The sequence below is a fragment of the Haloferax volcanii DS2 genome, assembly GCF_000025685.1.
GTDB classification, from domain to species: domain Archaea; phylum Halobacteriota; class Halobacteria; order Halobacteriales; family Haloferacaceae; genus Haloferax; species Haloferax volcanii.
Window position 1 is genome coordinate 352,751 of the sequence record NC_013966.1, and the last position, 25,521, is coordinate 378,271.

Genomic DNA, 25,521 nt, shown 5'->3' on the forward strand with positions numbered 1-25,521 from the left:
GCGTACCGTGCCTGCTGATTTCGGAGAGTGCGCGACTGGCCGGTACTGTCATGCATGTGACCGAATTCCAAACAATAAAATAGGGTGAGTCCCGAATCCGGGAACCATGCGAGTCAATCAGCAGCGACTCCGCAGCGACATCGAGTCGAACGCGGAGTTCGGGGCCGTCCCGACGGACGAGGGTCGGGGGCGGACGGTCCTGACCGGCAGCGAGGCGGACCGGCGGGCGAGAGAGTTCTTCTGCGAGCGCCTCCGGGACGCCGGTCTCTCCATCACCATCGACGAGGTCGGCAACATCGTCGGCCGATGGGAACCCGAGAGCGCGGACCCCGACGCGGCCCCCGTCGCCACGGGGAGCCACCTCGATTCGGTCCCCGAGGGCGGCATCTTCGACGGCCCGCTCGGCGTCTACGCGGGGCTGGAGAGCGTCCGCGCGATGCAGGACGCCGGCGTCGAGCCGGTCCGCCCCGTCGAGGTCGTCAACTTCACCGAGGAGGAGGGCCAGCGGTTCGGCGGCGGCCTCATCGGGTCGGCGGTCGCCGTCGGGGAACTGGGCGTCGCGGAGGCGCTCGATATCGAGGACGACGACGGGATTCCGCTCGGTGACGCCCTCGCGGACATCGGCTACCGGGGCGACGGGCGCGTCGACGCCGCCGACTGGGACGCGTGGATAGAGCTCCACATCGAGCAGTCAGAGCGCCTCGAAGACGCGGCGGTCCCGGCCGGCGTCGTCACGAGCATCGTCGGCCTCTCGCGCTGTGCCGTCGAAATCACGGGTGAGGCCGACCACGCGGGGTCGACGCTCATGGGCGACCGCTCGGACGCGCTCGCCGCCGCCAGCGAGTTCGTCCTCGACGTGGAGCGCGCGACGAACGAGCGCGGCGAGGTCTCGGAGACCGCGGTCGGAACCGTCGGCAAACTCGAAGTCTCGCCGAACGCGCCCAACGTCATCGCCGGGCAGGTCGACCTGACCGTCGACATCCGCGACGTGGCGTACGACTCCATCGAGTACGTCATCGACGAGGCGGAAGCGAGCCTCGACCGCATCGAGGCCGAACGGCCGGTCGGGGCCGCGCTCTCGCACCCGTGGGACCGCAAGCCCGTCGAGATGAGCGAGCGCTGCCGCGCCGCGCTCCACGACGCCGGGACCGACGCCGACCTCGACACCCTCGACCTCCACTCCGGGGCCGGCCACGACACCATGCACGTCGCGGCCGTCACGGACGCCGCGCTGCTCTTTGCCCCCTCCCGCGACGGCATCTCGCACAACCCCCGCGAGTGGACCGACTGGGAGGACTGCGCCGACGCGACCCGTGTGCTCGCCGGCGCGCTCGCCGACCTCGCGACCGAGTGACGAAACCGCCCGGCCGACGACTGTCGCATTCGACTCTGTTCTCGACGCCGGTTTCGACTCCGTCCTCCGAAGCCCGCTCTGTCGGCACGTTCGACTCGACTGCCACCGGTATCTCCGCGCCGAGCGCGTCGTCGAAACGCTCGCCGGGACGAAGCAGGAATCTCTCGTTAGAGCCATCAACGCCCGCCTTTACTCGCGATTCGCCGTGAGACGACCCGCTCGAGACACCGCGATGTTTGTACAATGAGAACACGAGACCTAAGTAGTCGGTTTCGTCTATTTCAGCGCCTTTTTAGGCGGTATTCGTAGCTATAGCTCTTCGAATTACGCCACTTTGCGGCAATATCTGCTAATTTCGTGCTCGTACAGAAGTGACCGTTCGTCAAATACAAACACATATGGCTTCGGGCCTTCGAACTGGACTATGGCAGACGAACACACGACCGGTTCGCCGCGGACCCTGAAGACGGTGTCTCGTGCGTTCGATGTCGTTCGGGCGCTCGAGGAGTTAGACGGCGCACGAGTGACGGAGTTGGCGAATCACCTCGACCTCTCGAAGAGCGTCGTCTACAACTACCTGAGCACGCTTCGAGCCGAGAAGTTCGTCGTGAAGGAAGAAGACACCTACCGGCTGTCGCTACAGTTTCTCCTCGTGGGCGAGTACGTCCGGTACCAGAACATCCTCTACCGCATCGGCAAGCCCGAAATCGAGGAACTCGCGGAGAAGACCGGCGAGTACGCGCATCTGGCGACCGAACAGCACGGACTGGGCGTCAATCTCTACAAGGTGAGCGGCGAGAAGGCCGTCGGGAGCGACTACCAGGTGAACAAGCTCCAGCGCGCCGACTACCTCCACTTCTCGGCGACGGGGAAGGCGATTCTCGCGCACCTCCCGAAAGAGCGCGTCGAGTGGATTATCGACCAGTACGGGCTGCCGGGCAAGACCGAGGCGACCATCACGACCCGCGAGGAGCTTTTCGAGGAGTTGGAGACGATTCGCGACCGGGGCTACTCGCTCAACGACGAGGAGGAAATCAAGGGCCTGCAGGCAATCGGCGCGCCGGTGACGAACCGCCACGGACGCGTCCTCGGCTCCATCAGCGTCTCCGGGCCCGTCCGCCGGATGAAACAGCCCGAGTACCACGAACAACTCATCGAGAGCGTCGTCAACACCGCCAACGTCATCGAGGTCAACGTCAACATGGAGGAGTCAGACGACGACTTCCCGACGTTCAGTTAGTCGGGCCGCGTCGCCCCCAACGCACCCACGATACCACCTCACGTCGACCGCGCTACGACACGGTTCACAAACGGAGAACCGATGGTCTCGGCCGAGTCGCGGGCAAGTCGGAGACCACGTCCGGCCCGACCGACGGACCGAACGACTCGCCTGTCCCCGAATCTCGGCGTTGTGCTGTTGAAGCCGCACTCGCAAACCCGAGACGGTTCGTCGGCCGAGATTGACGGTCTCGAACGTCGAACGGTCTACGCACCCCGAAAAGTTGCGAGAACAAAACATCGGAGAGGCAACAGACAACGATGAGCATCGCCAAGTATTGACCATATATGGACACAAAATCCCCGTCAGTTAGTGAAAGTCCATCGATACGCCACATCGCGTCTAGTTCTGCGTATTTTTCGTCGCACCCGATACGCCTCACCGAAGGGGTCGGCAACGACTAGCGCCCGTCAGACAACCTACCCCGTATTACAGGGTTACTGATGTAATAGGAATGCGCACGTCTACCGCAGGTCGGGCGTCCTTCGCGGACGACTGAACCGAGCCGAACGAGTCGCCGACGGGAAGGCGCTCCGCACCGACAGAGTGGGGCGGGGCGGGCGAGTCAGAGATAGTCGTCCGACCAAGATAATAATTTGATTATTTTGCAATATCGAGTACTTTCGAACCGACCGTGGGTTGTAACCAAAATTCACTCGGAATCAACGCTCGGTAGAGCCAACTCAAATCTCGATTCTGAAGCCCTAAAACCCCCGAACAATGTACAATTTGTGAAAATTGTAGAAATTGTATACATTCTAAATGCTGTGGGCGCTCTTTGGACGGTCAAATTGTACCGTGACGGTTGAAATAGTACTACAATAGTGCTCCGTGGCGATCCGGAAGTGTTCGAGGGCGAGCCGTCCTCACTCCGGGTCGCCAGTACCGTCGGCGTCGTCAGGTTCGGGCCCGAGCGGTCGTCGGACCACGAGCACCGGACCGCCGGTCTGTTCGGCGACTCGGTCGGAGGTCTCGCCGAACAGTCGGCCGCGGAGCGTGGGTTTCTCCTCGCCCATCACGACCACGTCGTGGTCGGCCGCGCCCTCGATGAGCGCCTGGAGCGGGTTCTGTGTGACGACGACGACGCGCGAGACGTGCTCGCGGTTGACGCCGAGAACGGCCAGGTCGTTCGCGACCTCGTCGAGGAGGGCTTCGCCGTCCGCGACCGCGCCGTCGTCCTGGACGGCGTGGAACAGCGTGAGTTCGACGTCGCCGCGCTTTCCGACCGCCGCGGCGACCTTGGTAATCGTGTCGAGGTTGATGGCCTCCTTTATCGGAACGATGACGCGGTCGATGGTCGGGGCGGGGTTCGAGAGCAACACCGCGTCGCACTCCGCCTCCGTGGCGATGCGCTCTGTCGTCTGGTCCATGTCGTGAGTGAACACGAGCCGCGTCTCGACGGTCGCACCCTTCGAACACCGAGACGAGTTCGCCGAGCTCCTCGCGAGCCTTCGGTTCGAACTGCTCTCTGGCCTGTTCGGGGGCCGTCTGCTCGGGAATCTCGTGATACGCGAGGATGACGACCGTCGTCCCCGTGAGGAGGTGAATCAGCTGGTCGGGAACCACCTGCCCCTTCAGCACCGCGACGGGGACGAGCACGCGAACGTCGGCGGAGTCACGCATCGGTGCTCACCCCCTTCAGGCGCACGTCGCGGGCGTAGGCGAAGTACCACACCAGCGCGGCGAGCGCGACGACGACGCCGACCGCCTGCGAAAGCGGTTGCATGAACGCGACGAGGCTGAAACTCGCGAGCGCTCCGAGCACGGGGACGACCGGGTAGCCGGGGACGCGGAACGACGGGTCGTACCACGCGGGATTCGACCGACGGAGGGCGACGAGCGCCACGCAGATGAGCCCGTAGGTGACGAGATGCAGGAACGACGCGACCTCGGCGAGCACCTCCGTCCGGCCGACCGCGACGAGGACGACCGTCGGCCCGCCGACGAGCGCGAGCGCGACGTGGGGCCAGCCTGCCCGACGGCGAGACCGGGGAAGACGAAGATACCCGCGCCGACCATGGTCCCGATACCGATTGCCAACCCGCCGCGGAGGCCGATTGTTCGCTCCAACTCGGTCCCGCTTTCGAGGACCGTCACCTCGTCGGCCGCGGCACCGACGTCGACCGCCGGGTCCGCGTCGCCGACCCCCGGCCCGTCGTCGGGCGGGTCCGCCCCGAGCACCGAACCGCCGTGGTTTCCGTCGGACATTGTAGTTACCTGTTGTTTCGTCTCCCCAATATATACACTACCCGTCATATTGAGGGCGGGTGGGTTGGGCTGCGGGTTCGATTCCCGCCGCCGGCGCGTCGTCGCCCCCGACGAGAGAAAGTGTTAATCCGTCCGCGACACGCCCTGCATGCAGAACGATGGCGCACGGAACGCGACGCGGCGGCCGGTTCGGGCGGGGTGAGCCGCGGTGAACTGGTCGCGGAAGTCGCTCGACGAGCTCGAAGCGTTCTACTGGGAGACGATAGCGCCGGCGATGGACCGCGACGGGATGGACCCGACGCGGGACGTGCCGACCTACGCGTGGCTGACCGAACGCGGCTGGTCGGGCATCGCCTACGCGCTCCGCGAGAAACACGACCTCACCCCGCGGGAGTTCTTCGTCGAGGTCGTCGGTCTCGGCGACGATGAGGCCGACGAGGGCTACGACTGGGGCGTCGACGACGACCGCACCGTCGAGGCGTTCGAGTCCTACCTCGGCATGCTCGAATCGCGGCGCAGCCTCGCGGACTCGACGCTGCCGACCCGCCGCACCCACCTCGCGCGGTTCGCCCGAATCTACCGCGACCGGTACGGGTCGGCGGACCTGCTTTCCCGGCTCGACGACCGCGACGCCGAGCCCGACGAGATAGACCGCTGTCTCGCGGTCCTCGACGAGTTCGACGCCGAGCTCGCCACCGACGGAACGAAGCTCAAATACCTCCAGACGGTCCGGTCGTTCTACGAGTACCTCGTGGACTTCCGGCGCGCGCGGTACAACCCCGTCGAGAACGCCGCAAAGCAGTTCCGCTGGGAGCAGGGCCAACCCGACAACCGCACGATGACGGCCGACCAAGTGAGCGACGTGTACGCCGTCGCCGACGACCTCGAAGACCGGCTTCTCGTCCTCGGACTCGCCGGGTGGGGGCTGCGACCGAACGAACTCGCGTCGCTCCGCGCCTCCCAGCTCGTCCTCTCCGGCGACGACCCCCACATCGCGTTCGACGAGCGCAAAAACGGGCCGGGAACCGTCGCGCTCCTCTACGGCGTCGACGCCGTCGCCGCGCGCATCGACGCGCTCGCCGCGGACGACGACTGGAACGGCGCGCTGTTTCCCTCCTCGCGGGCCGCCTCGGGACACATCGCCCGCGAGACGGTCAACCGCCGGTTCAAGCGCCTCGCCGACGAGGCCGGCGTGGCCGTCGACGGCGAGGTTCCGACCGCGAAACTCTGTCGGCGCTTCTGGTACACGGCATATCAGGAAGCGGTCGACGAGATGCTCGCCCAGTTGGAGGGCGTCGCCGCCGACCAAGGGTCGAAAAGCGCCGGCGTCGTCATGTCGAACTACCTCTCCGAGGAGCGCCGCCGGTCGTTCCGCCGGCAGGCGATGCGCGAGACGCTGGCCGACGTGTTCGAGTCCGCCGGCGAGTCTGCGACCGTCGAGACGCAGATGCCGTGACTGTCGCGTCGGTCGCTGCGCAAGACACGAGGTGGGTCGGCGGCCGGGTAAATCATATGTCGCGATATACAACTATCTCGTGGTGGGAGCCACAGTTTCGGAGGATGGGCAGTTTTAGCGTGGCTTTGACGCTGAATTGGGTTAGATTGCGGGAAAAGCGAGCTAGAAGATTCGGTTAAACTAGTTAATCCCCTGTAGTTGTCAGAAATTAGCTGGCATATTCCACCTAAAGATAGTGCCACCGCTCACGAGGGGCAAGCCGGAGTGTTCGTTCACTTAGTCCGGCGGAAGCAGCGCCGAAGAGACCAACTCGACACACTCTCCAGCAGTAATGACTGGTGCGTAGTCCATCTCACCGTCAGCAGCAGCTTTCAACAGAAAGTCAGTGAGCCGCCAGATATTGTACAAGAGGACCGCGAACACGAAGTAGAACAGCCGAACGCGGTAGTCCTTCGAGGAAGTCTTCGCCAGAAATCGTGTTTGATTGACTTGTATTCGTTCTCGATCTGCCAGCGACTACTGTAGCGCCGACAGAACGTTTCAGCCTCTTCCGGCTGAACGCGAGCATTCGTCGCAAAGACAGTCGTCCCATCTGACTTCGTCGAGGGAACATACAAAAACTGCATCCCGTGCGAACCCTGTTCGACGTGGACAGAACCCGACTCAACTGCGACCTCTTGGTCGTCTTGCTCTATCTGCTCAATCGCTTTCCGCTCTGAGCTGGTGATCCGCTTGGGAATCAGGTAGTTCACGTTAAGATTCGAGAGCGTCTGAAACACTCGCATTGAGTCGAATTCGCGGTCGCATAACACCATCTCAATAGGGACGTATTCTTTCGCTTTCCGGACTAATCGCCGGACGACACGATGAATTCGATTCGGCGGGTTGTTGTCCCACCCCGAACTTTCACGAACCGGTTCAACAGCCAAGACCAGCGGGACGTTCTGCCCAATAATCGAGAGGGTGGCAAACTTGAACGCACGTCCATCACCGTCTTTCGTCCCGCTGACCATTGGCATTCCTTCAACATCACCGAAGTAGGGCACTGCGGTAATGTCAAGAGCCACGGTCACTGGCCGCCGAAACGAGACTTCAGACTCGATTACTGAGAGTAGCCGGTTGGTAGCGGTGTCGAACCCATCGAGAAGTGATTCGCTATCGAACTGCTTGACTGCCCGGAGGTGCGTATCACCGTGTGGGCCGTACTCTTTCCCACGTCGGTACTGAAAGCGTGCTGCGCCTTGGGCAGTTCCACACCCGACCATCCCCATGAACGTCTGTAACTCGAAGAATCGAGAGTCATCGTACGACGCGTTCTCTGCTCTGCCAGAGTCAAATGGCGTGAAACAGTGTTCACGAGCAAGGCGAGTCGTACGAAAAATCTCCTTGTCGTCGAACGTGTCTCTCTGTTCTTCTCCATTACCAGACTCCCCTGAGCCACGTTCTTCGAAATCGAGGACTTCGTGCTTAGGACGTACTTCAGCAACAGATGGACCGAAATCGTGGATATTTTTGACGAGTAGATGTGCGCCTCGTTCGACAAACTCACGAGTGACTGTGTCGAAGCGATTACGCCACGTTCTCGACAAGACCGACACATCAGGAATACGGTCGAGACCACACGCTGAGGCGAGTTCATGGTAGCCGGAGAGTTTCCGATAGCTGTTTCCAGTGATTTCGCGGTAGAAGAAGAGCTTGAGTATTCCCTGAAATGGGTACGATGCTGGATGCCACTCAGGATAGCCGTCTTCAAGCGTCTCAAGCCGAATTTCAAGTTCTTCGAACGCTTCAAGTAGTGACTTGCCGAGCCGGAGATGTTCCCGAAGGTCGAGGCCAACAAGAAAAGCATCGGTCATTCGAGCAGCACGGGTTTCCATACGACCGATATTTTCAACACTCCTCATCAATACCTCGACAAGCGATAGTTCAAGCAGTTATCTAGACAGTGCCGGCTCTGTTGAAATCCTTCAGCGTTGACATTGAAGAGAGCGCTCCATCTGGCTAGTTTCCGTGGGTCACAGTGAAAACTAGTCTCTCAACAAATCGCAAGACGGAAAGAGGGTTTCAACAGAGCCGAACGGATGATAACTCGGGTTGTTTGGAACCATACCCTTAGGATTCACTGACTGATGGTGTATGAAAACTGTACCCGTCTATCGCATTCGAACTATCCAATTACTGTAGTGAGGCGTGGACAATCTCAATTAATATGTTAGATAGATATGCAAGTTTAGGAGGAACAAGAAAATAGCTACGACGTATCTGATGAACCTAACTAGTCCAGCCGAAGGCGTCGAGTCTTTAGCTCCCTTCAATCTCATCCGAGCAAACTTTTCAGGAAATATAAACATCAACGCCGCAATGCCCATGAAGAGGGCTCCGAATAAATTTCCCATGAGAATCCTATCATTGGTGCGTATAAATTCCTGATGGCTCAATCAATCGTGTATTCGATCTTTTTGTACCAAGTATCAGTACCTCACAAAGCATCCTCGCCTAGCTGTCTCTGAAGCCTGAATTCTGTGGCCGAGCGGTTGCATTGGCGGTCTCGACGACAGAATCATGGACGGATCGGCGGAGAGCCGTCGCTGTCGGCGGCGGCTGCCGCCGACGCGACAGCGTCGCCACTCCCACCGTTGGCTAGCCCGGTCGGGAGTTACCGGTGGAACCGGTCGTCCGGTGGCCGGTTCGCGGGGACGGCCCGACGCGTCGCGAGGGCCGTCCACGCTGCCCGTCGGATCATGTTGATGAACTCCTTGAATGGCCACTGCCAGAGGCGACGCCCGCCTCGGCGGGGCGTCGCCACGTACTCCCAGTGCAGATACCGCCACACGTTCTGTAACAGCAAGCTCACCACGACGTACAGCAGCCGTACAACCGGATTTTGTGTCGAGGTCGTCGCGATACTTTGTTCAGAGAGTCGATAGCTTGCCTCGATACCGAAGCGTTTCGCGTAGTGGTATCGAGCGTCTCGTGGTGAGTCGATGAACGGCGCGTCAGCGGCGTAGCCGTGACGCGCCACCCCATGTTCGTCGTACCGTCCGTTCTGGTAGGTACAGTCGATGTAGACGGGGAACTCGACGGTCCAGCTGTGACCGTCGAGTCTCGCCGTCAGACTGTGCTGAATCACGCGACTCCAGCCTTCCGAGAGTTCTTGCTTGATTGATTGTCCCCAGCGGACGATCGGCATGACGTACGCGTGGTTGTGCGCCTGAAGCAGCGTCAAGCACTTGCTGTCGTAGAATTCGCGGTCAAGATAGACGGCCTTGACGTTGAGGTCAAGGCCGTCGAGGATACCGAGAAACCCAGCGAGGACGCTGCTGGCGGTGTCGCCGTCTTCGAGACGGCGCACCGCCAGCGTGTATCGTTTGTTCTTCACGCGCGCGTAGAGTGTCGCGTAGGCGTGGAACGCGGTGGTTCCACGCTTCGCTTGGGAATGATAGAGACCGTCGGTGTCGTCTTCGTCTCCATAGTAGGGCCGCAGGTGGAGGTCTGCGCAGACCTCCACCTGCTTGGGGAGGACGTCGAGAACGTCTTTCTGGAGGAGCGTGTTGCCAACTCGTTGGAGTTGGTCCAGTTCAAACTTCGTTCGGAGATGGTAGAGGACCGTGTTTGCGGGAGGCGCGTCTTCACTGTTTTCGCAGAGCGTGGAGACGGAGGTCCCGTCGGTGCATGCACCGACGAGGACCTCGTAGATGTTCTCTGCATCGATTTTAGCGTTGTTGGCGAGATTCAGAGAAACTTCCTCGTCAAGTCGGTTGACGAGGAAGTTAAGGAGCTGGTCCTCGTGGATTTCACTGTCTGCTTGCTTGGTATTAGACACACCTTCTGCAAGCAGACGTCTCAACTAACCGGCTTTGTGATGTACTGAGTATAGTTCGGGTGGACTTGTCTGAATATTGGATAACTTGTCAACCGGCCATAAAGTATATGCACTTAGGATGACACATCATGTTTGCTGTATGACCAGAAATATTGACAGAAAAAGCATTGACCTTTCGAACATCAATCGTAGGAGGTTTGTCCAAGGTGTTAGTTCTACAGTAGGCGTAAGCGGATTAGGTGTCTCAGGACTTGGAAAGGCCTCTGCGGAGGGTGCACGTGAGTATATTGGGGTGTCATATGATACTAGAACTCACATCACCCAGCGGAAATGTACTGCATCACTTAATTATAAACCAGATGGTAGACTGAGTGGGATACTGAAGATTGCAGGTTATAATATACCAGTGGGATCTGACGGAAGGATAAAACCGAACTCGAGCTCTGATATGTGGTCTTACTGGATTGAAAAAGAAGAAGAGAAATTCCAGGAAGATGACCAAAAACTACAAATTAGGCTCAACTTCGATGGAGATAGAATGGTTGGGTGGATGACTCGTCCCACCCCAAAGTTTGCCAAACTCAGCTTCTCGATGAATGCTGTGGATAGAGGTGCAACTATGGACAAAATAGAGAGCGCTCTTAATCCAAAGGATCTCTCAAAATTCGACAAAAACCCCACTATCCCTCAAAAAGGAATTCCAACAGAAACGTCAATTCAGAATATGAGAGTGAAGCCTGATAAGTCAGAAAACTATCTCAAAAAGAGAGGTGGTGAGTGATGGAAGATTCAGACGATGTTTCAGTTATTTCGGAGTTCCCAGATAGTGGTGAGATGTCGATTGATACTAGTACTAATGGGTGTACTACGGATATCGAGGAAACAACAAACTGGGAATACGCAGCAGCTATCTCAGCTGAAGGAGAGAATGAGAATATCACGCTTGGGGAAAGTGAATACAAAAATATTTATATCCATGACATGTTCCCTGATCTTCCCACAGATCTCTTGGGTGGCTGTTCGTTTTCAACTGGCAGCTACCCATCCGAACCCAGTCCTGATTCAGTAACTTACTCTCTAAATGTTGCTGATGATAAGATATCCCTGTCAGAACCAGTCCCGTGGCCTGACGATGACGATAATGAAAATGATTACGACGACTTAGCGGCAATTTCGATAGCTATCGTTGGTGCATTCGTGGCTCCGTGGAAGTCTATTGCTCTATCTGGCATCTCTCTTTTGCTTGACACTGATTTGCAAGATCCGATTACGTTTGATCGAGATACATCCAATGGCGAAACGTTCACTTGGGACTATCTATTGGATGCTAGTTCAGGATTAGATGGGTTTCCGGATACCCGAGAAGAAACTGGTGGTATCCGTGCAAGTGTGCGTAATGAGGGATTGGGATCTGGTGACTACACAGACATCTCTGTTGACACGTCATTCACGTTTCGAGTCCCCTCTCTTGGTGGATACTGCCCATGTGAAGGCTATGTTTTAGTCAATGAGACTGCTGAGAGTTCGTTCCTGGAATTAGTCGAAGGCGAATAGGTTAAGCAACCAATCAAAATATTCTACATCCTTCACTAAAATAATATTGTCTTGAATGTGAGAGAAAATCACTTGTCAAGACCGTTGAGAGGAAGCTAAGGAGCTGGTCCTCGTGAATTTGATCGTCTGCTTGCTGCTGTTGTTTGGACACATCTTCAGCAAGCAGACGTCTCAACTAACCGACTTTGTAATGTACTAAATACGCGTGAAAATAAGACACGCAACAGAACCCAAACTCCGAAGTTGTGGACTCCACAACCTCGGAGGATGGGCGTGTTGCGTGCCTTCTATTCAAGCACAACAACGGAGAAATAGGTGCTGTCTATCGGTTTTGATTTCATATCACTCAGAAAACCTTTCCACGCTTTCTCACCGTGACGAACTCGGAAATCACGAGACGAGGGCCTAATCAAACACAAACCATGTGAAAATAAGACACGCAACAGAACCCAAACTCCGAAACTGTGCTGGCCGGAAGACCGGACTGTGTGGTGGACATCTCGGTATGAATCCTCAGTACATCACAAAGCCGGTTAGTTGAGACGTCTGCTTGCAGAAGGTGTGTCTAATACCAAGCAAGCAGACAGTGAAATCCACGAGGACCAGCTCCTTAACTTCCTCGTCAACCGACTTGACGAGGAAGTTTCTCTGAATCTCGCCAACAACGCTAAAATCGATGCAGAGAACATCTACGAGGTCCTCGTCGGTGCATGCACCGACGGGACCTCCGTCTCCACGCTCTGCGAAAACAGTGAAGACGCGCCTCCCGCAAACACGGTCCTCTACCATCTCCGAACGAAGTTTCAGTACCTCACAAAGCCGTTTAGTTAGAAGGTCTGCTTGCTGAAGATGTGTCCAACAACCAGCAAACAGACGATGAAATCCACGAGGACCAGCTCCTTAACTTCCTCGTCAACTCTCTTGACGAGGAAGTTGCTCTCTCACTCGCTGAAAACGCTGAACTCGATGCTGAAGACATCTACGAGGTCCTCGTCGGCGCCTGCGCCGACGGGACCTCGGTCTCAACGCTCTGTGAGAGAAGCGAAAATGCACCCCACGAAAACTCCGTTCTCTACCATCTCCGCACTAAATTCGATCTAGAAACGCTCGAACAGGTGGGCAACATGCTCCTCCAGAAAGACGTTCTCGACGTCCTTCCCCAGCAGGTGGAGGTCTGCGCAGACCTCCACCTGCGGCCCTACTATGGTGACGAAGACGACACGGACGGCCTGTATCACTCACAAGCGAAGCGTGGAACCACCGCGTTCCACGCGTACGCATCCGTTCTAGTTTAACGAAGAATCCAGTTGCTGTCTGTTGATTTGATATCGTCGCAACTACCTGATTGAGAAACCCGGTGGGAAGTATGACCTACAGCCCACCGGATTCGGTCATAGTTGACCGGATTCAAAGAGCGTTTCCCTCTGATGAGTTGCGCGAGCGCGCTCGCGCAACGAATCTCGTCCAACGAGAGCGGAAATTCGACATCGTTGCGCTGTTCTACACACTCTCGTTTGGCTTCGCTGCTGGCTCAGACCGCTCTCTCCAAGCATTTCTCGAACGCTACGTCGAGATGGCTGACTGTGACGAACTCTCCTACGCATCGTTCCACGACTGGTTCGAACCAGGATTCGTTGCACTCCTTCGAGAGATTCTCGATGACGCAATCGAGAATCTCGATACCGGACGAGAAGATTTGAACGGCCGTCTCGAACGCTTTCGAGACGTCCTCATTGCTGACGCAACCATCGTTTCGCTGTACCAGGACGCCGCTGATATCTACACAGCAACCGGCGACCATCAAGCCGAACTGAAACTTCACCTCACCGAATCTCTCTCGACTGGGCTCCCGACACGATTCCGGACAACCGATGGGACGACTCATGAACGGAGTCAGCTACCCACCGGTGAGTGGGTAGCTGACGCCCTCATCTTGCTCGATTTAGGCTTCTACGACTTCTGGTTGTTCGACCGAATCGACCAGAACGGCGGGTGGTTCGTCTCCCGGGTGAAGGACAACGCGAACTTCGAGATCGTCGAAGAACTGCGAACGTGGCGAGGCAACAGCATTCCGCTGGAAGGAGAGTCGCTGCAGGCCGTCCTTGAGGACCTGCAGCGACAGGAAATCGACGTACGCATCACGCTTTCATTCGAGCGCAAACGAGGGTCGGGCGCCAGCGCGACCCGGTCGTTCCGATTGGTCGGCCTGCGTAACAAGGAGAGCGAAGAGTACCATCTGTATCTGACGAATCTGGCGAGAGAAAGCTACAGCGCGCCCGATATCGCGCAGCTCTATCGGGCGCGCTGGGAGGTCGAACTGCTGTTCAAGGAGTTGAAGTCGCGGTTCGGCTTGGACGAGATCAAGACGACCGACGGCTACATCATCGAGGCGCTGATCATCATGGCCGCAATTTCGTTGATGATGAGTCGTGTAATCGTGGATGAGTTACGGTCGCTCGAGGCAAGACAGCGAGAGGGCGAAGCCGCCGCAGACGCCGACTCGTCGGCGTCGCGGCTCCCTCGGCGTCGCTGTTCGCTCGCCGTGGAACGCCACGGTCATCTAATCCAGTTGTATCTCATGATCGAGTTGGGCTACGAACTGCCGGATTTGGACGAGCTGTTGCTGTGGGCGTCGCGTAATCCAAATCCACACAGGCAACGGTTACGTGAGCAGGTTGAACGAGGTGAGTTCGGCTTTGATCGCTACTAAACTAGAACGCATGGCTGGCCCACGAAGATCTGAGCCCGACTGACCTCCGAAACCGGATTAACACGCTCCCCAGCGGAGAGTGGATCGCCCAACTCCCGAGTCCATCATTCGGGGAGACCGGCCCAGCCCCGTTTTCGGTGAAGCCGCTCCCGATCGCGGCCGGCCATCCAGAGAGCGACGAGCCGTTGTCTGTCGAACAGGCGGACCATTTTGAGACTGTCGCTCTCCCACGACTGTCGGAGCGAACACAGGCTCAGTATGGGCTTGCTGAGACTCCCATCGAACCGGAGACAGCCGAAGATGAGGGCTGGGGGAGTAGACCAAACGATAAACAGCCGGCACCAGCTGATTCGGCTAACTCGGTGGACTCGCCGCAGTCGTCGTTCATCGGACAAGCAACCAGTGGTTCAGCAAGCGACGACGAGAAGCAAGAGAACGGCGCTGACACCACCACCTCCTTGTTTGGGAATACTGGGATGGCTGAGTCGGGCAAGCCAGCCGATGAAGAAGAGAAGGCTGCTGTCGACGAAAGTGGGTCGTCACCAGTCCAGTCTGGTGGTGTACCCGTCCCGGATGACGAGCTCCAGCGCCGTGGGCTTACTCATGATGATGTTCGGTTCTTGGCTCGCGTCTTGGACGTGATGAACAGAGATGCACCAAATCACACGCTCCTGAATCATATGAGTGCGTTCAAGAGCGATTTTGGGAATCTGGACGTACAACGACTTGCCGAGCAAAACCTGCTGGAAGAAGGGCGAGCCTGTAGTCGGAAATACTATACTGTCCTCCCGGCAGGCCGTGAACTCCTCGGTCAGAAGCTTAAGGTCGGTCTTGGTCAGGGGGACATCGGTGAGAAGACACCGCACAAGGTCGGTGTGAAGCTGCTCGAACGGTGGTTAGACTCCCGCGACGACGTCGCACAGGTCAAGCCGTACTACGAATACGATGAGGAGACGGTGTTCGACGTCGCCGGCTTCGACGCTGACGGGGAACTCGTGTGGGTCGGTGAAGCCGAACTCCAGAGTAACAACAAACACGCTCCGGTTGACGACTACGACAAGCAGAGTGCGGTGGATGCGAACGCTGTCTGGGCGTTCAACAGGCGCGAGACGGCCGTCGAGGTGTTGGACTGTCTCGCAGAAGCCGACCGGATAGAGCATAGCGTAGGCGGGCGCGCCGCGCGCCGGTTCTCGGATATTCGAGAAGCCGTTGAATCGCTAAACGCAGAAGGGATGACGACGATTCGGAGCTTCAACAAGCTTGACGAGGAGTTCAATTCATGAGTTGGCGCCACGCAACCCGTGAGGAGATCTACAGGTACTACACGGAGGAGTTTCCCTCGTATGTCGACGAACTCCCGTCGTTTATCACCGCGAAGGGGCCGAAACAGTACGCACTCGCGTTTCGAGAACCACATCCGGTACGGAAAGACGGAGTCCCAGACAAGGACTTCATCCGGCGAGATACGTGGCAGACGAACGCCTCAGGTGACCGGACCTCAGCAGCGTTCCACGACTTCGACGACGTCCTCGAGTTCATCCGCCATCCAGCACGGAACGATCCACTTGGGCGGAGCGACTTCGCACTCGTCGATCCTGATCTACTCGACAAACCAGACCCGCGTCCTAATGCGGTCTACTACGCCCTCGACCACTGGGAACGACCGTGGGTACTCCTCATCGATATCGACGCGAAAACGATCGCTCGGGAGCGAGCAACACGGGTAGTGTCGGATGAGGATGGTTCGGGAGACAGCGAGGAATTACTCGATGCCGCGGGTATTCTCGACGCAGACCCGGCAGGCTACCCGTATGCCTTCGATGATATCGATCAGGCCATCGAGTACGGTTTCGAGGTGCGAGACATCTTCGAGGACGACTTCAACGCTGAGGAGACGATGGTAGTGTACAGCGGTCAGGGCGTTCACGTCTACCTCCTTGACAGCGATCCAGCCCATCGGTACGACGCCAAGAGTCGAGAAGTGCTGAACGACCTTCTGCAAGACACCTACGAGATTCCTATCGACCCAGTGGTTACCGCCGACCGTCGCCGGGTCGCCCGGCTCCCCTACTCGTTGCACGCTGACGTCTGTAGTATCGTCACGCCCATCGAGAGCCCGAACTTCGACGTTCGGTCTGCGAGACCGGAGGTGCTCAGGGAATGACTCAGTCAACACCTGTTGAGGACGAGCGGGCCGCCTATCGCGTTGCGACGCTTCCGCCCGAATATGGGACGACGCGAATCAACCAACTGTTCACCCGGGGCTACAATCGCTATATCGTCGACGGCGAAGAGCAACCAGGTGATCTACTGACCGACCTCGAACGGTTTGGGACGGCGGCATTCAAAGAAGATGTCAGAGCCAACGCCGCAGAGAAACCCTTCGTCGATAAACCTGGAATACTCGCTGTCCTCGCGACGTTGAGTGCTATCTGCGTTAAGGCGCACCCGAAGTTCGAGCACGCCCCGCCACGGAAGATACAGGTCCTCTACGATATTCGCGAACTCTACGTCAACAATCTCGCCTCCCTCCTTCGAGAATTCGGTGATGGGAGTCTCCAACAGGATATCGCAGAGGTGCTATACGCAAAAGACCCCGGAGAGGACGGACCACACCCCGGTCGCGTTTGTACGGGGATCAAAGAGATGCCCAAGTTCGGTGACAGGTTGTATCTCGAAATCCCGATGGCCGCAGCATCGAGGAAGTGCCTCGTTCATGCCGAAACTGAGACCGGAGAAGCCGGGGAGTTGCTCACTCGCGTCGAAAACAACTGCCTCTATGTGCCCGTCGGTGATTTCGACACGAAGTATCGCGAGTACGCCAGTCGTGCGTTCAAGAAGCTCCTACGGGTCCAGGAGAAGAACCTCTCTGAAGACCAGATGACGTGGCTAACGACGAATGAGTCGGCCATCACAGAGCGTATCGACCGCTTCATCGAGACGGGACACCACGAACGAATCTGGCGAGATTGGAACCCCGGTGAACGGACCATCCGTGTGCTCAGAGACGCGATTCGAGACGCTCCAGACGAGGTCGTCTCACTGGGGGAGTTCCACTCGGCGAAGGAGCTGTTTGAAGCAGTGGAGGCGTACGATCCGGAAGCGGGCTGGAAGCGAGACGTGTGTAATCGCATCTCGAGTCCTCGGAGTCTCGGGAACCTTCTCGCATCCCAGCGCGACCACCGGAGCCTGACCATTCGGGAGCACAGAAATACGAACCACTATCGGATTCAGGAGTCTTCGCGTGGCGTCCAGCCCCTCGACGTCGAGGCAATCGAAGACCTGTTCGAACTCCCCTGTATGGCCAATATGGCCGAGCGCCTCCACGAGAAGAAGCCAGTCCGAAAGGACCTGTACAACTTCGCCCGGATGGTGATGTGGCTGCCACAGTATCAGGACAGCGACCTTGAGACGATTGTTGCAGACCTCAAGGGCGTCTTCTCGCGTTGGCCTTGGTACGACGAGCAGGTCACCGACTACCAGATTCGCTACGAGTTCTCGAACACCATTGGAGGCGACACCCCGCTTCCGATGAACTGTGACAACGACGATATGCAGCGGTACTGCATCGGCCAGGAGCAGTGCCCCTACTCGATCTGGGGAAGTCTCCCCTTCCCAGACGAGATGTATGACCAACTAAGTGGAACGGAGGGTAACGGAAACGAGTTCTGACGCAGATAGCCAACCATCAGTTAGATTACTATTCTCAGCGGACAACGATGTGACGGAGGTTGAAAACCCGTCATGCACTTTTCAGGCTTTCAGTCGACCAATTTGGACAAGAATGGGTACCGTGCTGGAAGGATAGTCTCGCAACTCATCAGTTGGGGTCGGTCAGTTCTGCTAGGGCTTGATTCTAACCTGACCCCAATCCTCTCGAATACGGGGCTTTCAACACCTCGTCAAGCACAATCTCGCTGAATCACCATTTTTCGGAACCCGTCGAGGACATTAGTAACGCCTGAAAACTGCCCGACGGGCCTCTTGCTAAATCTAAGGCCGTTTCAACTCTCTCTGCACCTCCAAAATCATCCAAAGGAAGGCTAGGGTACACGGGTGCAAACGCCGCTGGCTCTCTCCGGCCGAAGGGCCATCAAACGACGACAGTCTCTAGCCGATATATCAGAATACACTCATTAGATGTGGGTGCGATCTGCGGCGGAGTTTGTCACCCCGAGAGGGGCGAGGGGGGCTGTCGTAGGCCCCCACTCAACAACCATGTCTTCCGACTACGAGCAACAGCGATCACGACTTCATAGCGAGTACACTGAACAACCGAGCGACGAACCGTGGACAGATCTCGAACTGGCGCTCCCTCACAACAGAAGTCCGACTGGCATCGTCTCATTTGTTGAGTGCGTACTCGTCGAACTTACCTACGAAGACGTCGGAGCCGAGTTCGTCTCGACGAGCGTAGCGGGCGTGAAGCGGACACAGTTCATCGCCGTCGACGACGAGGCAGTATCTGAAACGGAAGCTCGCTGAGTGGGTCGGAGACCGGCAGGAGTTGCTCATTCCGACTGGGAAATTGCCCTTCGAGAAGGCGAGCCTGAACCACTCCGAGAGGGGGTAACCAGGGCGATTTGGCCCTGTTGGAATCCTCAACAACCAACATACTAATGAGGGTCAGTAAGTAGAGACCAGCAACTGGACGTGGGTGTACCGTCTACAAGTTCGATGCCTGCTTACCAAGCGTCTCGCCAGTAACCGTATCCGATGACAGCGAGGATAGTGGCGACACCGAAACTGAGGAACGTACCGATGGACCAAACCGACGCAATCACGAATCCCCAGAGGCCAGCAACGACAACGCCGTGTTCCAAGTCGTCGATACGGCCAGTCGCGTACGCTGAACCGAAGGCGACCGTCAGCAGTAGGCCGAATATCGGTTGCTGTGCGTACAGAAACGCCCCCGCGAGGATGGAGACCACGACAATCCCCGCAAGCCCGTCGTAGAGGTTTGGAACATTGGCGGGCGTACGTGATTCTGACGTAACCATATGAATGCGTACAGACCTCGGTCGGAAAAATGGTTGGGCTCCGTCACTTTCGCCCCCGGTATGCGATTTCGTTATCCGAGGCCGTTCTGACGGTAAGTAGATGGTTACTTCGCAGACTCCCCCACCAGTTGTTTCGCCGAGAATAGTGTCTGGATAATATTATTACAACAAGGCCGAAAATTTGAATTGTACCGTAGGCCGAACCCTCTGAAACAGCCACTGCAAGCACTTCGGGTGGAACGGTACGACCAAACGAACTAATTGAGTTGTTTGCCAATTCGGTATAATGCCTGAGTCCCCGCGGCCTCCACAGGACGATCACGGGAGCTGGACACGTCGGCAGTTCCTAGCTGCAGGAGGAGTGGTTGCCACCGGCGCTCTTGCTGGGTGTAGTGGACTACCTGGAACCGGGCCACGAACGCTTGATACCGTCGTTCACGAAAACTCGGAAGACGAACTGTCGTGGGATTTCCCGGGCCAATCCGACGCTGAGAGCATCGGGTACGTCGAAATCCGTAGGAAACCACAATTCGACTCGGAGGGCTCGATTCCGTCACTGTGGTTCACCTTCAACGCGAGTATCGATCCGTCATCGTCCTACAAGCTGGATCAGTTCACGGCGACGTTCGCCACTCCGAATACCTATTTCGACCAACACGGCCAACTCACCTACCTGGTCAGCCCACCAACGCGAAGTGACAGCTTCAACACCTACTATCAGCGGGCCTGGGGTGGGACGACCCACCGGCAGTTCGTAATGGATATGGATGACATCGGCCTCGATGGGACAATCCAGTTCCCGTTTGTCATTCGAGACCCGCAAGCACTCCCATCGACGTTGCAGTGTTCGTTCTCGGTTCAGGCAACCGAATCAGGGACGTTTGGGGAGACCGTTACCGCATCTGGTTCAGGTACCTTCGAGTTTGGCTGAGATGAAGAAGGCAGTTCAGTTTGGTGTCTGAGACGGAGGTACGGCAGAGTCAACCGTTCGGTGCCTCTGCCGGCGAATTTAGATCAGCAATCGAGATATTTGGTGATGGCACGACCTATCGGTCGCTGTCGGTGACTCATTCACAGTTCGTTCGTAGCGTCACCGTATTCCCTGACGTGTAAAGTAGACCCCGGATGACAGGAACATATCCCGTCGAAGATGCCTCGGATACAGCCCACAGCTCGCTACCGTCCTCAATGCTCAGACCGACAGTCCGGTCAGTCGTCGGAACGACGACCGACTCCCCAACGACCAATGGAGGGCCTGCGACATCAAGGGCTTGTTCCCACTGGACGTCTCCACTCTCAACGGCCAGCGCATACACGGTTTCCTTGTCCGCGCTGAAAACGCGGCGGTGCCCGACCGCTGGCGCGAACAGGTCACCATCGTACATCGCTTTTGACCACTGCCGGTCTCCACTGGTGGCATCGAACGCCACGAGTTCGTAACGGTCGTAGCTCGCCAGGACGATATCCTCCGTGCGGACGAGCGGTTCCGGGATATTTGGCCCAGGGATCCCCCACTGTGTTTCACCCGTCTCGCGATCCAGCGCGTAGATTCCCTGGGCGGCAGAGCCATCTGCTGTGATATACACGTGGTCGTCGTCGACGGCTGGCGGTGCAGGGATGCTTGCACGCTGGTGATCGTCACCGAACGACCGCGCCCACTGCGTATCGCCGGTAAACGTATCAAGAGCGGTTACATCGCCCCGATCGCTCGTGGCGACGAGGAGGTCGTCAGCGACAGTCGGCGGATTGGGTCTGCCAGCCGTATCATGTGTCCAAGTGGTCGTCCAGCTAGCGGTGTTGAGTGCGACGATCCCGCCAGTCGATGGTTCAGTATAGTCGCCAAGTACGGGCGTAACAGCAATCGAACCTGCGAGGGCTGGCGGTCCAGTTGGACGCCGATTGAGTTCGTGGGTCGTCTCGGAGGACCCGTCGTCGAGTTGTACGGTTGTCACGATTCCACTCTGCTCGCGAGACGCGCGGCCGACGACGACAGCCGTATCATTTGTGGCAACGAGTCCGGTGATATCGATATCGTCCGCGAGGGAACTCGCCCAATAATCACCGCCAGCCGTGAGCGTCGGCTGATCGGGAACGGCGTTCGTATTGTGCGGAGAGGCACGTGTCTGTGGCCACTGTGCGACGCCAGGATCTGTCGGCGTACACGAGCTGGTCTGGCAGCCAGCAGTTGCCGCGAGAACTGTCGTGGCTGAGACTGCAAGGTATTCACGGCGCGATATGGAGGGCATCTGACCGAAACGTCGGATACAGAACCCATAGGGGTTTTGGATATCCATCAGTGGGCGGGGTTACTCGAAGCCAGCTGCTATTTTTCGCGGGGCTTGAAGAACTGAGCCCCTCTGTAGGCTCGTGATTTGATGGCCAAGCTACCAGACGACGACCCGTTTCACGACTGCAAGTTGGATCCCGAGGCGATCCTCGGGACACACACCTACGAAAACGTCCTGTTCACCGACGAGACGGAAACCCCGGTGAACGTGCTCACCGGCGAGACACCGGCACATTCGCAAGCAACCGTCGAGGAAGCGAAAGAGTTCGCTGCGAGTATCGACACGGAGACGCCCCAGATCGCGCTCCCCGCATCCGTCGAGTCGCAGATCGAAACACAGAGCAAGCCCTACACGGCGGCCGCATTCTTCCACTTCAAGGCGACTGGCTCGCTCGAACGCCACCGCGCCTACCACGCCGCCTACGAGGCGGATGCGTTCGCGGTCGACTTCGAGGCTGACTACGCATCGGGCGACCTGACTATTATTGTCGACTGAGTGGAAGTGGCCTGAAAGCGAGAATACAACCCTGTACCTCAACACGCGATACCGCTCGAAACCAACATTCGTCCTGACGGCCGCCTCCACCAATCCGAGCGGATAGCAACATGTTGACCGCAACTCCCATTCTATTACCAAGACGTGATGCCGCACTTGGTTTGTGGCGTGTCTGGGTGGGGATGTTACAAGCGGAGTTCGTCGTTGGTAACAAGTAGCGATTGCGTCAATGATTTCGAGAACTTCACCAGAAGAAATATTGTTAGCCAACTAACTAATTCCAATTGGATGTTTGACAGAATCTCCCGCCGAAGGTTCGTCCGCGTGAGTGGCGCTACCATTGGACTTGCCTCCTGTGTTGGACTCACATCTGCTCGTGGGTCTACTGAGAAACGACAAAATCACATTGAGGCAAAAATCAGTACATCACAAAGCTGGTTAGTTGAGACGTCCGCTTGCTGAAGGTGTGTCTAATACCAAGCAAGCAGACGGTTCAATCCACGAGGACCAGCTCCTTAACTTCCTCGTCAACTCCCTTGACGAGGAAGTTGCACTCACTCTCGGTGAAAACGCTGAAATCGGTGCTGAAGACATCTACGAGGTCCTCGTCGGCGCCTGCGCCGACGGGACCTCGGTCTCTACACTCTGCAAGAGAAGCGAAGATGCACCTCACGAAAACTCGGTTCTCTACCATCTCCGCACCAAGTTCGACCTCGAGACGCTCGAACAAATCGGGAACACGCTCCTCCAGAAGGACGTTCTCGACGTCCTGCCTGAGCAGGTGGAGGTCTGCGCAGACCTCCACCTGCGGCCCTACTATGGTGACGAAGACGACACGGACGGTCTCTATCACTCCCAAGCAAAGCGTGGAACCACCGCGTTCCACGCGTACGCGACACTGTACGCACGCGTGAAGAACAAACGCTACACGCTGGCGGTGCGCCGTCTCGAAGACGGCGACACCGCCAGCAGTGTCCTCGCAGAGTTCCTCGGTATTCTCGACGGCCTTGACCTCGGTGTCAAGGCCGTCTATCTTGACCGCGAATTCTACGACAGCAAGTGTTTGACGCTGCTTCAGGCGCACAACCACGCGTACGTCATGCCGATCGTCCGCTGGGGACGAACGATCAAGCGAGAACTCTCAGAAGGGTGGAGTCGCGTGATTCAGCACAGTCTGACAGCGAAACTCGACGGTCACAGCTGGACCGTCGAGTTTCCCGTCTACATCGACTGTACCTACCAGAACGGACGGTACGACGAACATGGCGTGGCGCGTCACGGCTACGCCGCTGACGCGCCGTTCATCAACTCACCACGAGACGCTCGATACCACTACGCGAAACGCTTCGGTATCGAGGCGAGCTACCGACTCTCCGAGCAAACGATTGCGACGACTACGACACAGAATCCGGTCGTACGGCTGTTGTACGTCGTGGTGAGTTTGCTGTTACAGAACGTGTGGCGGTATCTGCACTGGGAGTACGTGGCGACGCCCCGCCGAGGCGGGCGTCGCCTCTGGGAGTGGTCGTACAAGGAATTCACCAACTTGATTCGACGGGCAGCGTGGACGGCCCTCGCGGTGCGTCGGGCCGTCCCCGCGAACCGGCCACCAGACGACCGGTTTAGCCGGTAACTCTTGACCGGGCTAGCCAGCGGTGTGAGTGGCGACGCTGTCGCGTCAGCGGCTGACCGCCGCCGACAGCGACAGCTCTCCACCGATTCGTCCATGATTCTCCCGTCGAGACCGTCAATGCAACCGCTCCGACACAGAACTCAGGCTTCAGAAACAGCTAGCCGAGGATGCTTTGTGAGGTACTGAAAATCGATACTACGATTGAAAATGGTGTGAAGTACGTCGTCTCACTCGCTCGTAACAAGAAGACGGATGAGATTGATGGTGTAATCCTCCCGGTGTCCGTTGACGATCGTAAGGAGCAACCGCTGAAATTAGCATTTAACGACTCAGATTCGGATCTGTATGAGGTTTCAGATGATGTACTCGCACAAGTTCAGGAATCTGTTTTCGAAGCTAAGTCAGACACAATGGTGACTAAAGAGACAACTGAAAGACAAGACGTGGTCCAGACTGACATTTGGGGCCCTCTACGTGATATCGTACAGCGATCAGATCCCAGTCGCGGAGACATAGAAACGCAAGAAGAATCACTATTAGAAGATGTTGTAAAAGAAATCGCTGCCGGGACAAAAGATTCGATCAATCGAATTGGTGCGTACTACATTAAAAGTCCAGAAGGTACTGAGTGCGATGCCTCAGCAAACAGTAACCCGCACCGTCAATTGGGTGTCTCAATTGATTACGAAAAGAAATTAGGCGAGTTCACCGAGACAGCTGTTACTGGTGTATTGGGTGCTGTGCTTGGAGCCTTTCTTGCTGGTTTAGCTGGTGCTGCTCTTGGTGGCTTACTTGGCGCTATAGTTGGCTTTGGCATTAAGTATCTCAAAGACACAACTAACGTGACATTCGTCTATCGTGATATCGATAAATGTGCTCTCAGCGCCTGCTCGCCGTTCATGAAGCCACTCGTGAGTGGTATTTGGATGGACGAAGACACCGACCTACTTGAGGTTGATATCGGCCAAGCGGATCTTCCTGCAGTCCATCTTGAAAATGGTGCGCAGGTTGATGTGGGCTTTAGAGATGAGTTGAAGATCTCATCTTAATCGAGTCACGGAAACATACGAACAGCCAAACCTACTATCACAATATTGGTGACAGACCTGATGAAAGAGTTCTTAATGAAGATTAGAGATGAGGCAGACCAAGAGCTACAGCATCCCTTGCCAGGAATTATTCTCGTCGGCCTCGCCGCTGGATTAGGTGTGCTCCTCATGGGCAACCTAGTCAAATCAGTTCTGGGTGGTTCAAGTATTATCGCTGATTTTGCAGCGATTTTTGGAGCAGGTTTCTATGCTGCTGTTGCGTACTATGCTCTCGCAAAGATCGGGCTTTAACCGTTCAGGTAAGCCTTTTCTGAGGTGTAATGTTTCCTTGAGAGAATTTTAACCAACAAAACTTGGTCTTTTCAGGTCACAACGGGACACCAACGATAGACTCCTCTACCAACGAACACGGCCGAGCCAGCCGAAGCACTCACTGTCGCATTCCAGCTGAAAAGACCAAACTAATTCTGTTGGTTAAGATAGTCGTATCACTCCCGAAGTGAGGATCAGTACCTCACAAAGCATCCTCGCCTAGCTGTCTCTGAAGCCTGAATTCTGTGGCCGAGCGGTTGCATTGGCGGTCTCGACGACAGAATCATGGACGGATCGGCGGAGAGCCGTCGCTGTCGGCGGCGGCTGCCGCCGACGCGACAGCGTCGCCACTCCCACCGT

Annotated in this window: 16 protein-coding genes and 8 pseudogenes; 18 read left to right on the forward strand and 6 right to left on the reverse strand. The window is 57.1% G+C overall.

The features are described 5' to 3' along the window. Positions 1-106 precede the first annotated feature (106 nt). Together HVO_RS03380 and HVO_RS03390 are read left to right on the forward strand one after the other, a co-directional pair. Positions 107-1,354 carry a Zn-dependent hydrolase gene (locus tag HVO_RS03380; RefSeq protein ID WP_004043253.1) on the forward strand — a complete coding sequence of 416 codons (1,248 nt, stop codon included), beginning with the start codon at positions 107-109 and terminating at the stop codon, positions 1,352-1,354. A gap of 424 nt (positions 1,355-1,778) precedes the next feature. Then, positions 1,779-2,594: an IclR family transcriptional regulator gene (locus HVO_RS03390; RefSeq protein WP_004043255.1), complete on the forward strand. Its 816-nt coding sequence runs from the start codon at positions 1,779-1,781 to the stop codon at positions 2,592-2,594. Positions 2,595-3,499: 905 nt separating this feature from the next. Here the strand turns inward: HVO_RS03390 and HVO_RS03395 are convergent. Together HVO_RS03395 and HVO_RS21230 are read right to left on the reverse strand one after the other, a co-directional pair. Next, a pseudogene (locus HVO_RS03395) lies at positions 3,500-4,256 on the reverse strand (universal stress protein). Continuing rightward, positions 4,249-4,611: pseudogene (locus HVO_RS21230) on the reverse strand (APC family permease); the annotation flags it as partial. The pseudogenes HVO_RS21230 and HVO_RS03395, both read right to left, overlap by 8 nt. 438 nt (positions 4,612-5,049) lie before the next feature. Here HVO_RS21230 and HVO_RS03405 point away from each other — a divergent pair. Continuing rightward, positions 5,050-6,297, forward strand: coding sequence for a tyrosine-type recombinase/integrase (locus HVO_RS03405; RefSeq protein WP_004043258.1), 1,248 nt, complete (start codon positions 5,050-5,052; stop codon positions 6,295-6,297). A 276-nt stretch (positions 6,298-6,573) separates the two neighbouring features. On the opposite strand, the pseudogene HVO_RS19915 reads toward HVO_RS03405, so the two are convergent. Continuing rightward, a pseudogene (locus HVO_RS19915) lies at positions 6,574-8,174 on the reverse strand (transposase). Between the two features lie 779 nt (positions 8,175-8,953). After that, positions 8,954-10,120, reverse strand: a complete 1,167-nt coding sequence (locus HVO_RS19920) for an ISH3-like element ISHvo22 family transposase (RefSeq protein WP_013035196.1) — start codon at positions 10,118-10,120, stop codon at positions 8,954-8,956. A gap of 139 nt (positions 10,121-10,259) precedes the next feature. On the opposite strand from HVO_RS19920, the gene HVO_RS20495 reads away from it, so the two are divergent. From HVO_RS20495 to HVO_RS21610, 10 genes and pseudogenes are all read left to right on the forward strand, one after another. Next, complete coding sequence (locus HVO_RS20495) at positions 10,260-10,901, forward strand: hypothetical protein (RefSeq protein ID WP_144064025.1); 642 nt, start codon at positions 10,260-10,262, stop codon at positions 10,899-10,901. Then, positions 10,901-11,674: a hypothetical protein gene (locus HVO_RS19930; protein WP_144064026.1), complete on the forward strand. Its 774-nt coding sequence runs from the start codon at positions 10,901-10,903 to the stop codon at positions 11,672-11,674. Before HVO_RS20495 ends, HVO_RS19930 begins: the two co-directional genes overlap by 1 nt. 561 nt (positions 11,675-12,235) lie before the next feature. Continuing rightward, positions 12,236-12,481, forward strand: a pseudogene (locus tag HVO_RS19935) (ISH3 family transposase); the annotation flags it as partial. Between the two features lie 44 nt (positions 12,482-12,525). Beyond that, positions 12,526-12,960 (forward strand): annotated as a pseudogene (locus HVO_RS03435) (ISH3 family transposase); the annotation flags it as partial. Positions 12,961-13,031: 71 nt separating this feature from the next. Continuing rightward, a complete protein-coding gene (locus HVO_RS03440) occupies positions 13,032-14,384 on the forward strand; it encodes an IS4-like element ISHvo11 family transposase (protein ID WP_013035119.1) in 1,353 nt (450 codons plus the stop codon). Between the two features lie 14 nt (positions 14,385-14,398). Continuing rightward, a pseudogene (locus HVO_RS03445) lies at positions 14,399-15,667 on the forward strand (ATP-binding protein); the annotation flags it as partial. After that, a complete protein-coding gene (locus tag HVO_RS03450) occupies positions 15,664-16,548 on the forward strand; it encodes a bifunctional DNA primase/polymerase (protein WP_004043265.1) in 885 nt (294 codons plus the stop codon). The pseudogene HVO_RS03445 and the gene HVO_RS03450, both read left to right, overlap by 4 nt. Beyond that, positions 16,545-18,056 carry a primase-associated protein gene (locus tag HVO_RS03455; RefSeq protein WP_004043266.1) on the forward strand — a complete coding sequence of 504 codons (1,512 nt, stop codon included), beginning with the start codon at positions 16,545-16,547 and terminating at the stop codon, positions 18,054-18,056. Before HVO_RS03450 ends, HVO_RS03455 begins: the two co-directional genes overlap by 4 nt. A 546-nt stretch (positions 18,057-18,602) precedes the next feature. Beyond that, positions 18,603-18,839: pseudogene (locus tag HVO_RS19940) on the forward strand (hypothetical protein); the annotation flags it as partial. Further along, positions 18,826-18,957 (forward strand): annotated as a pseudogene (locus HVO_RS21610) (DUF6735 family protein); the annotation flags it as partial. The pseudogenes HVO_RS19940 and HVO_RS21610, both read left to right, overlap by 14 nt. Positions 18,958-19,069: 112 nt before the next feature. Here the strand turns inward: HVO_RS21610 and HVO_RS03460 are convergent. After that, positions 19,070-19,384, reverse strand: a complete 315-nt coding sequence (locus HVO_RS03460) for a hypothetical protein (RefSeq protein WP_004043267.1) — start codon at positions 19,382-19,384, stop codon at positions 19,070-19,072. Between the two features lie 286 nt (positions 19,385-19,670). On the opposite strand from HVO_RS03460, the gene HVO_RS03465 reads away from it, so the two are divergent. Next, positions 19,671-20,315 carry a twin-arginine translocation signal domain-containing protein gene (locus HVO_RS03465; protein ID WP_236995445.1) on the forward strand — a complete coding sequence of 215 codons (645 nt, stop codon included), beginning with the start codon at positions 19,671-19,673 and terminating at the stop codon, positions 20,313-20,315. Positions 20,316-20,451: 136 nt separating this feature from the next. Here the strand turns inward: HVO_RS03465 and HVO_RS03470 are convergent, their stop codons facing one another. Continuing rightward, positions 20,452-21,630, reverse strand: a complete 1,179-nt coding sequence (locus HVO_RS03470; protein ID WP_013035210.1) for a PQQ-binding-like beta-propeller repeat protein — start codon at positions 21,628-21,630, stop codon at positions 20,452-20,454. Between the two features lie 129 nt (positions 21,631-21,759). Here HVO_RS03470 and HVO_RS03475 point away from each other — a divergent pair, with 129 nt between their 5' ends. The 4 genes from HVO_RS03475 (at position 21,760) to HVO_RS03485 (ending at position 25,140) form a co-directional block, all read left to right on the forward strand. Then, complete coding sequence (locus tag HVO_RS03475; RefSeq protein WP_004043270.1) at positions 21,760-22,167, forward strand: hypothetical protein; 408 nt, start codon at positions 21,760-21,762, stop codon at positions 22,165-22,167. 466 nt (positions 22,168-22,633) lie between these two features. Further along, positions 22,634-23,800: an ISH3-like element ISHvo20 family transposase gene (locus tag HVO_RS03480; protein WP_013035046.1), complete on the forward strand. Its 1,167-nt coding sequence runs from the start codon at positions 22,634-22,636 to the stop codon at positions 23,798-23,800. A gap of 212 nt (positions 23,801-24,012) precedes the next feature. Further along, a complete protein-coding gene (locus HVO_RS19945; RefSeq protein ID WP_144064027.1) occupies positions 24,013-24,849 on the forward strand; it encodes a hypothetical protein in 837 nt (278 codons plus the stop codon). Positions 24,850-24,909: 60 nt separating this feature from the next. Beyond that, positions 24,910-25,140 (forward strand): hypothetical protein, encoded by a 231-nt coding sequence (locus tag HVO_RS03485; protein ID WP_049914852.1) that lies wholly within the window; start codon positions 24,910-24,912, stop codon positions 25,138-25,140. The last annotated feature ends 381 nt before the right edge of the window (positions 25,141-25,521 follow it).

What these genes read in the sequence shown, in the direction of transcription:
- HVO_RS03380 (WP_004043253.1), top strand. Translation starts at nt 107, where the DNA reads ATGCGAGTCAATCAGCAGCGACTCCGCAGCGACATCGAGTCGAACGCG.
- HVO_RS03390 (WP_004043255.1), top strand. Translation starts at nt 1,779, where the DNA reads ATGGCAGACGAACACACGACCGGTTCGCCGCGGACCCTGAAGACGGTG.
- HVO_RS20495 (WP_144064025.1), top strand. Translation starts at nt 10,260, where the DNA reads ATGACCAGAAATATTGACAGAAAAAGCATTGACCTTTCGAACATCAAT.
- HVO_RS19930 (WP_144064026.1), top strand. Translation starts at nt 10,901, where the DNA reads ATGGAAGATTCAGACGATGTTTCAGTTATTTCGGAGTTCCCAGATAGT.
- HVO_RS03450 (WP_004043265.1), top strand. Translation starts at nt 15,664, where the DNA reads ATGAGTTGGCGCCACGCAACCCGTGAGGAGATCTACAGGTACTACACG.
- HVO_RS03455 (WP_004043266.1), top strand. Translation starts at nt 16,545, where the DNA reads ATGACTCAGTCAACACCTGTTGAGGACGAGCGGGCCGCCTATCGCGTT.
- HVO_RS03460 (WP_004043267.1), bottom strand. Translation starts at nt 19,384, where the DNA reads ATGGTTACGTCAGAATCACGTACGCCCGCCAATGTTCCAAACCTCTAC.
- HVO_RS03465 (WP_236995445.1), top strand. Translation starts at nt 19,671, where the DNA reads ATGCCTGAGTCCCCGCGGCCTCCACAGGACGATCACGGGAGCTGGACA.
- HVO_RS03470 (WP_013035210.1), bottom strand. Translation starts at nt 21,630, where the DNA reads ATGCCCTCCATATCGCGCCGTGAATACCTTGCAGTCTCAGCCACGACA.
- HVO_RS03475 (WP_004043270.1), top strand. Translation starts at nt 21,760, where the DNA reads ATGGCCAAGCTACCAGACGACGACCCGTTTCACGACTGCAAGTTGGAT.
- HVO_RS03485 (WP_049914852.1), top strand. Translation starts at nt 24,910, where the DNA reads ATGAAAGAGTTCTTAATGAAGATTAGAGATGAGGCAGACCAAGAGCTA.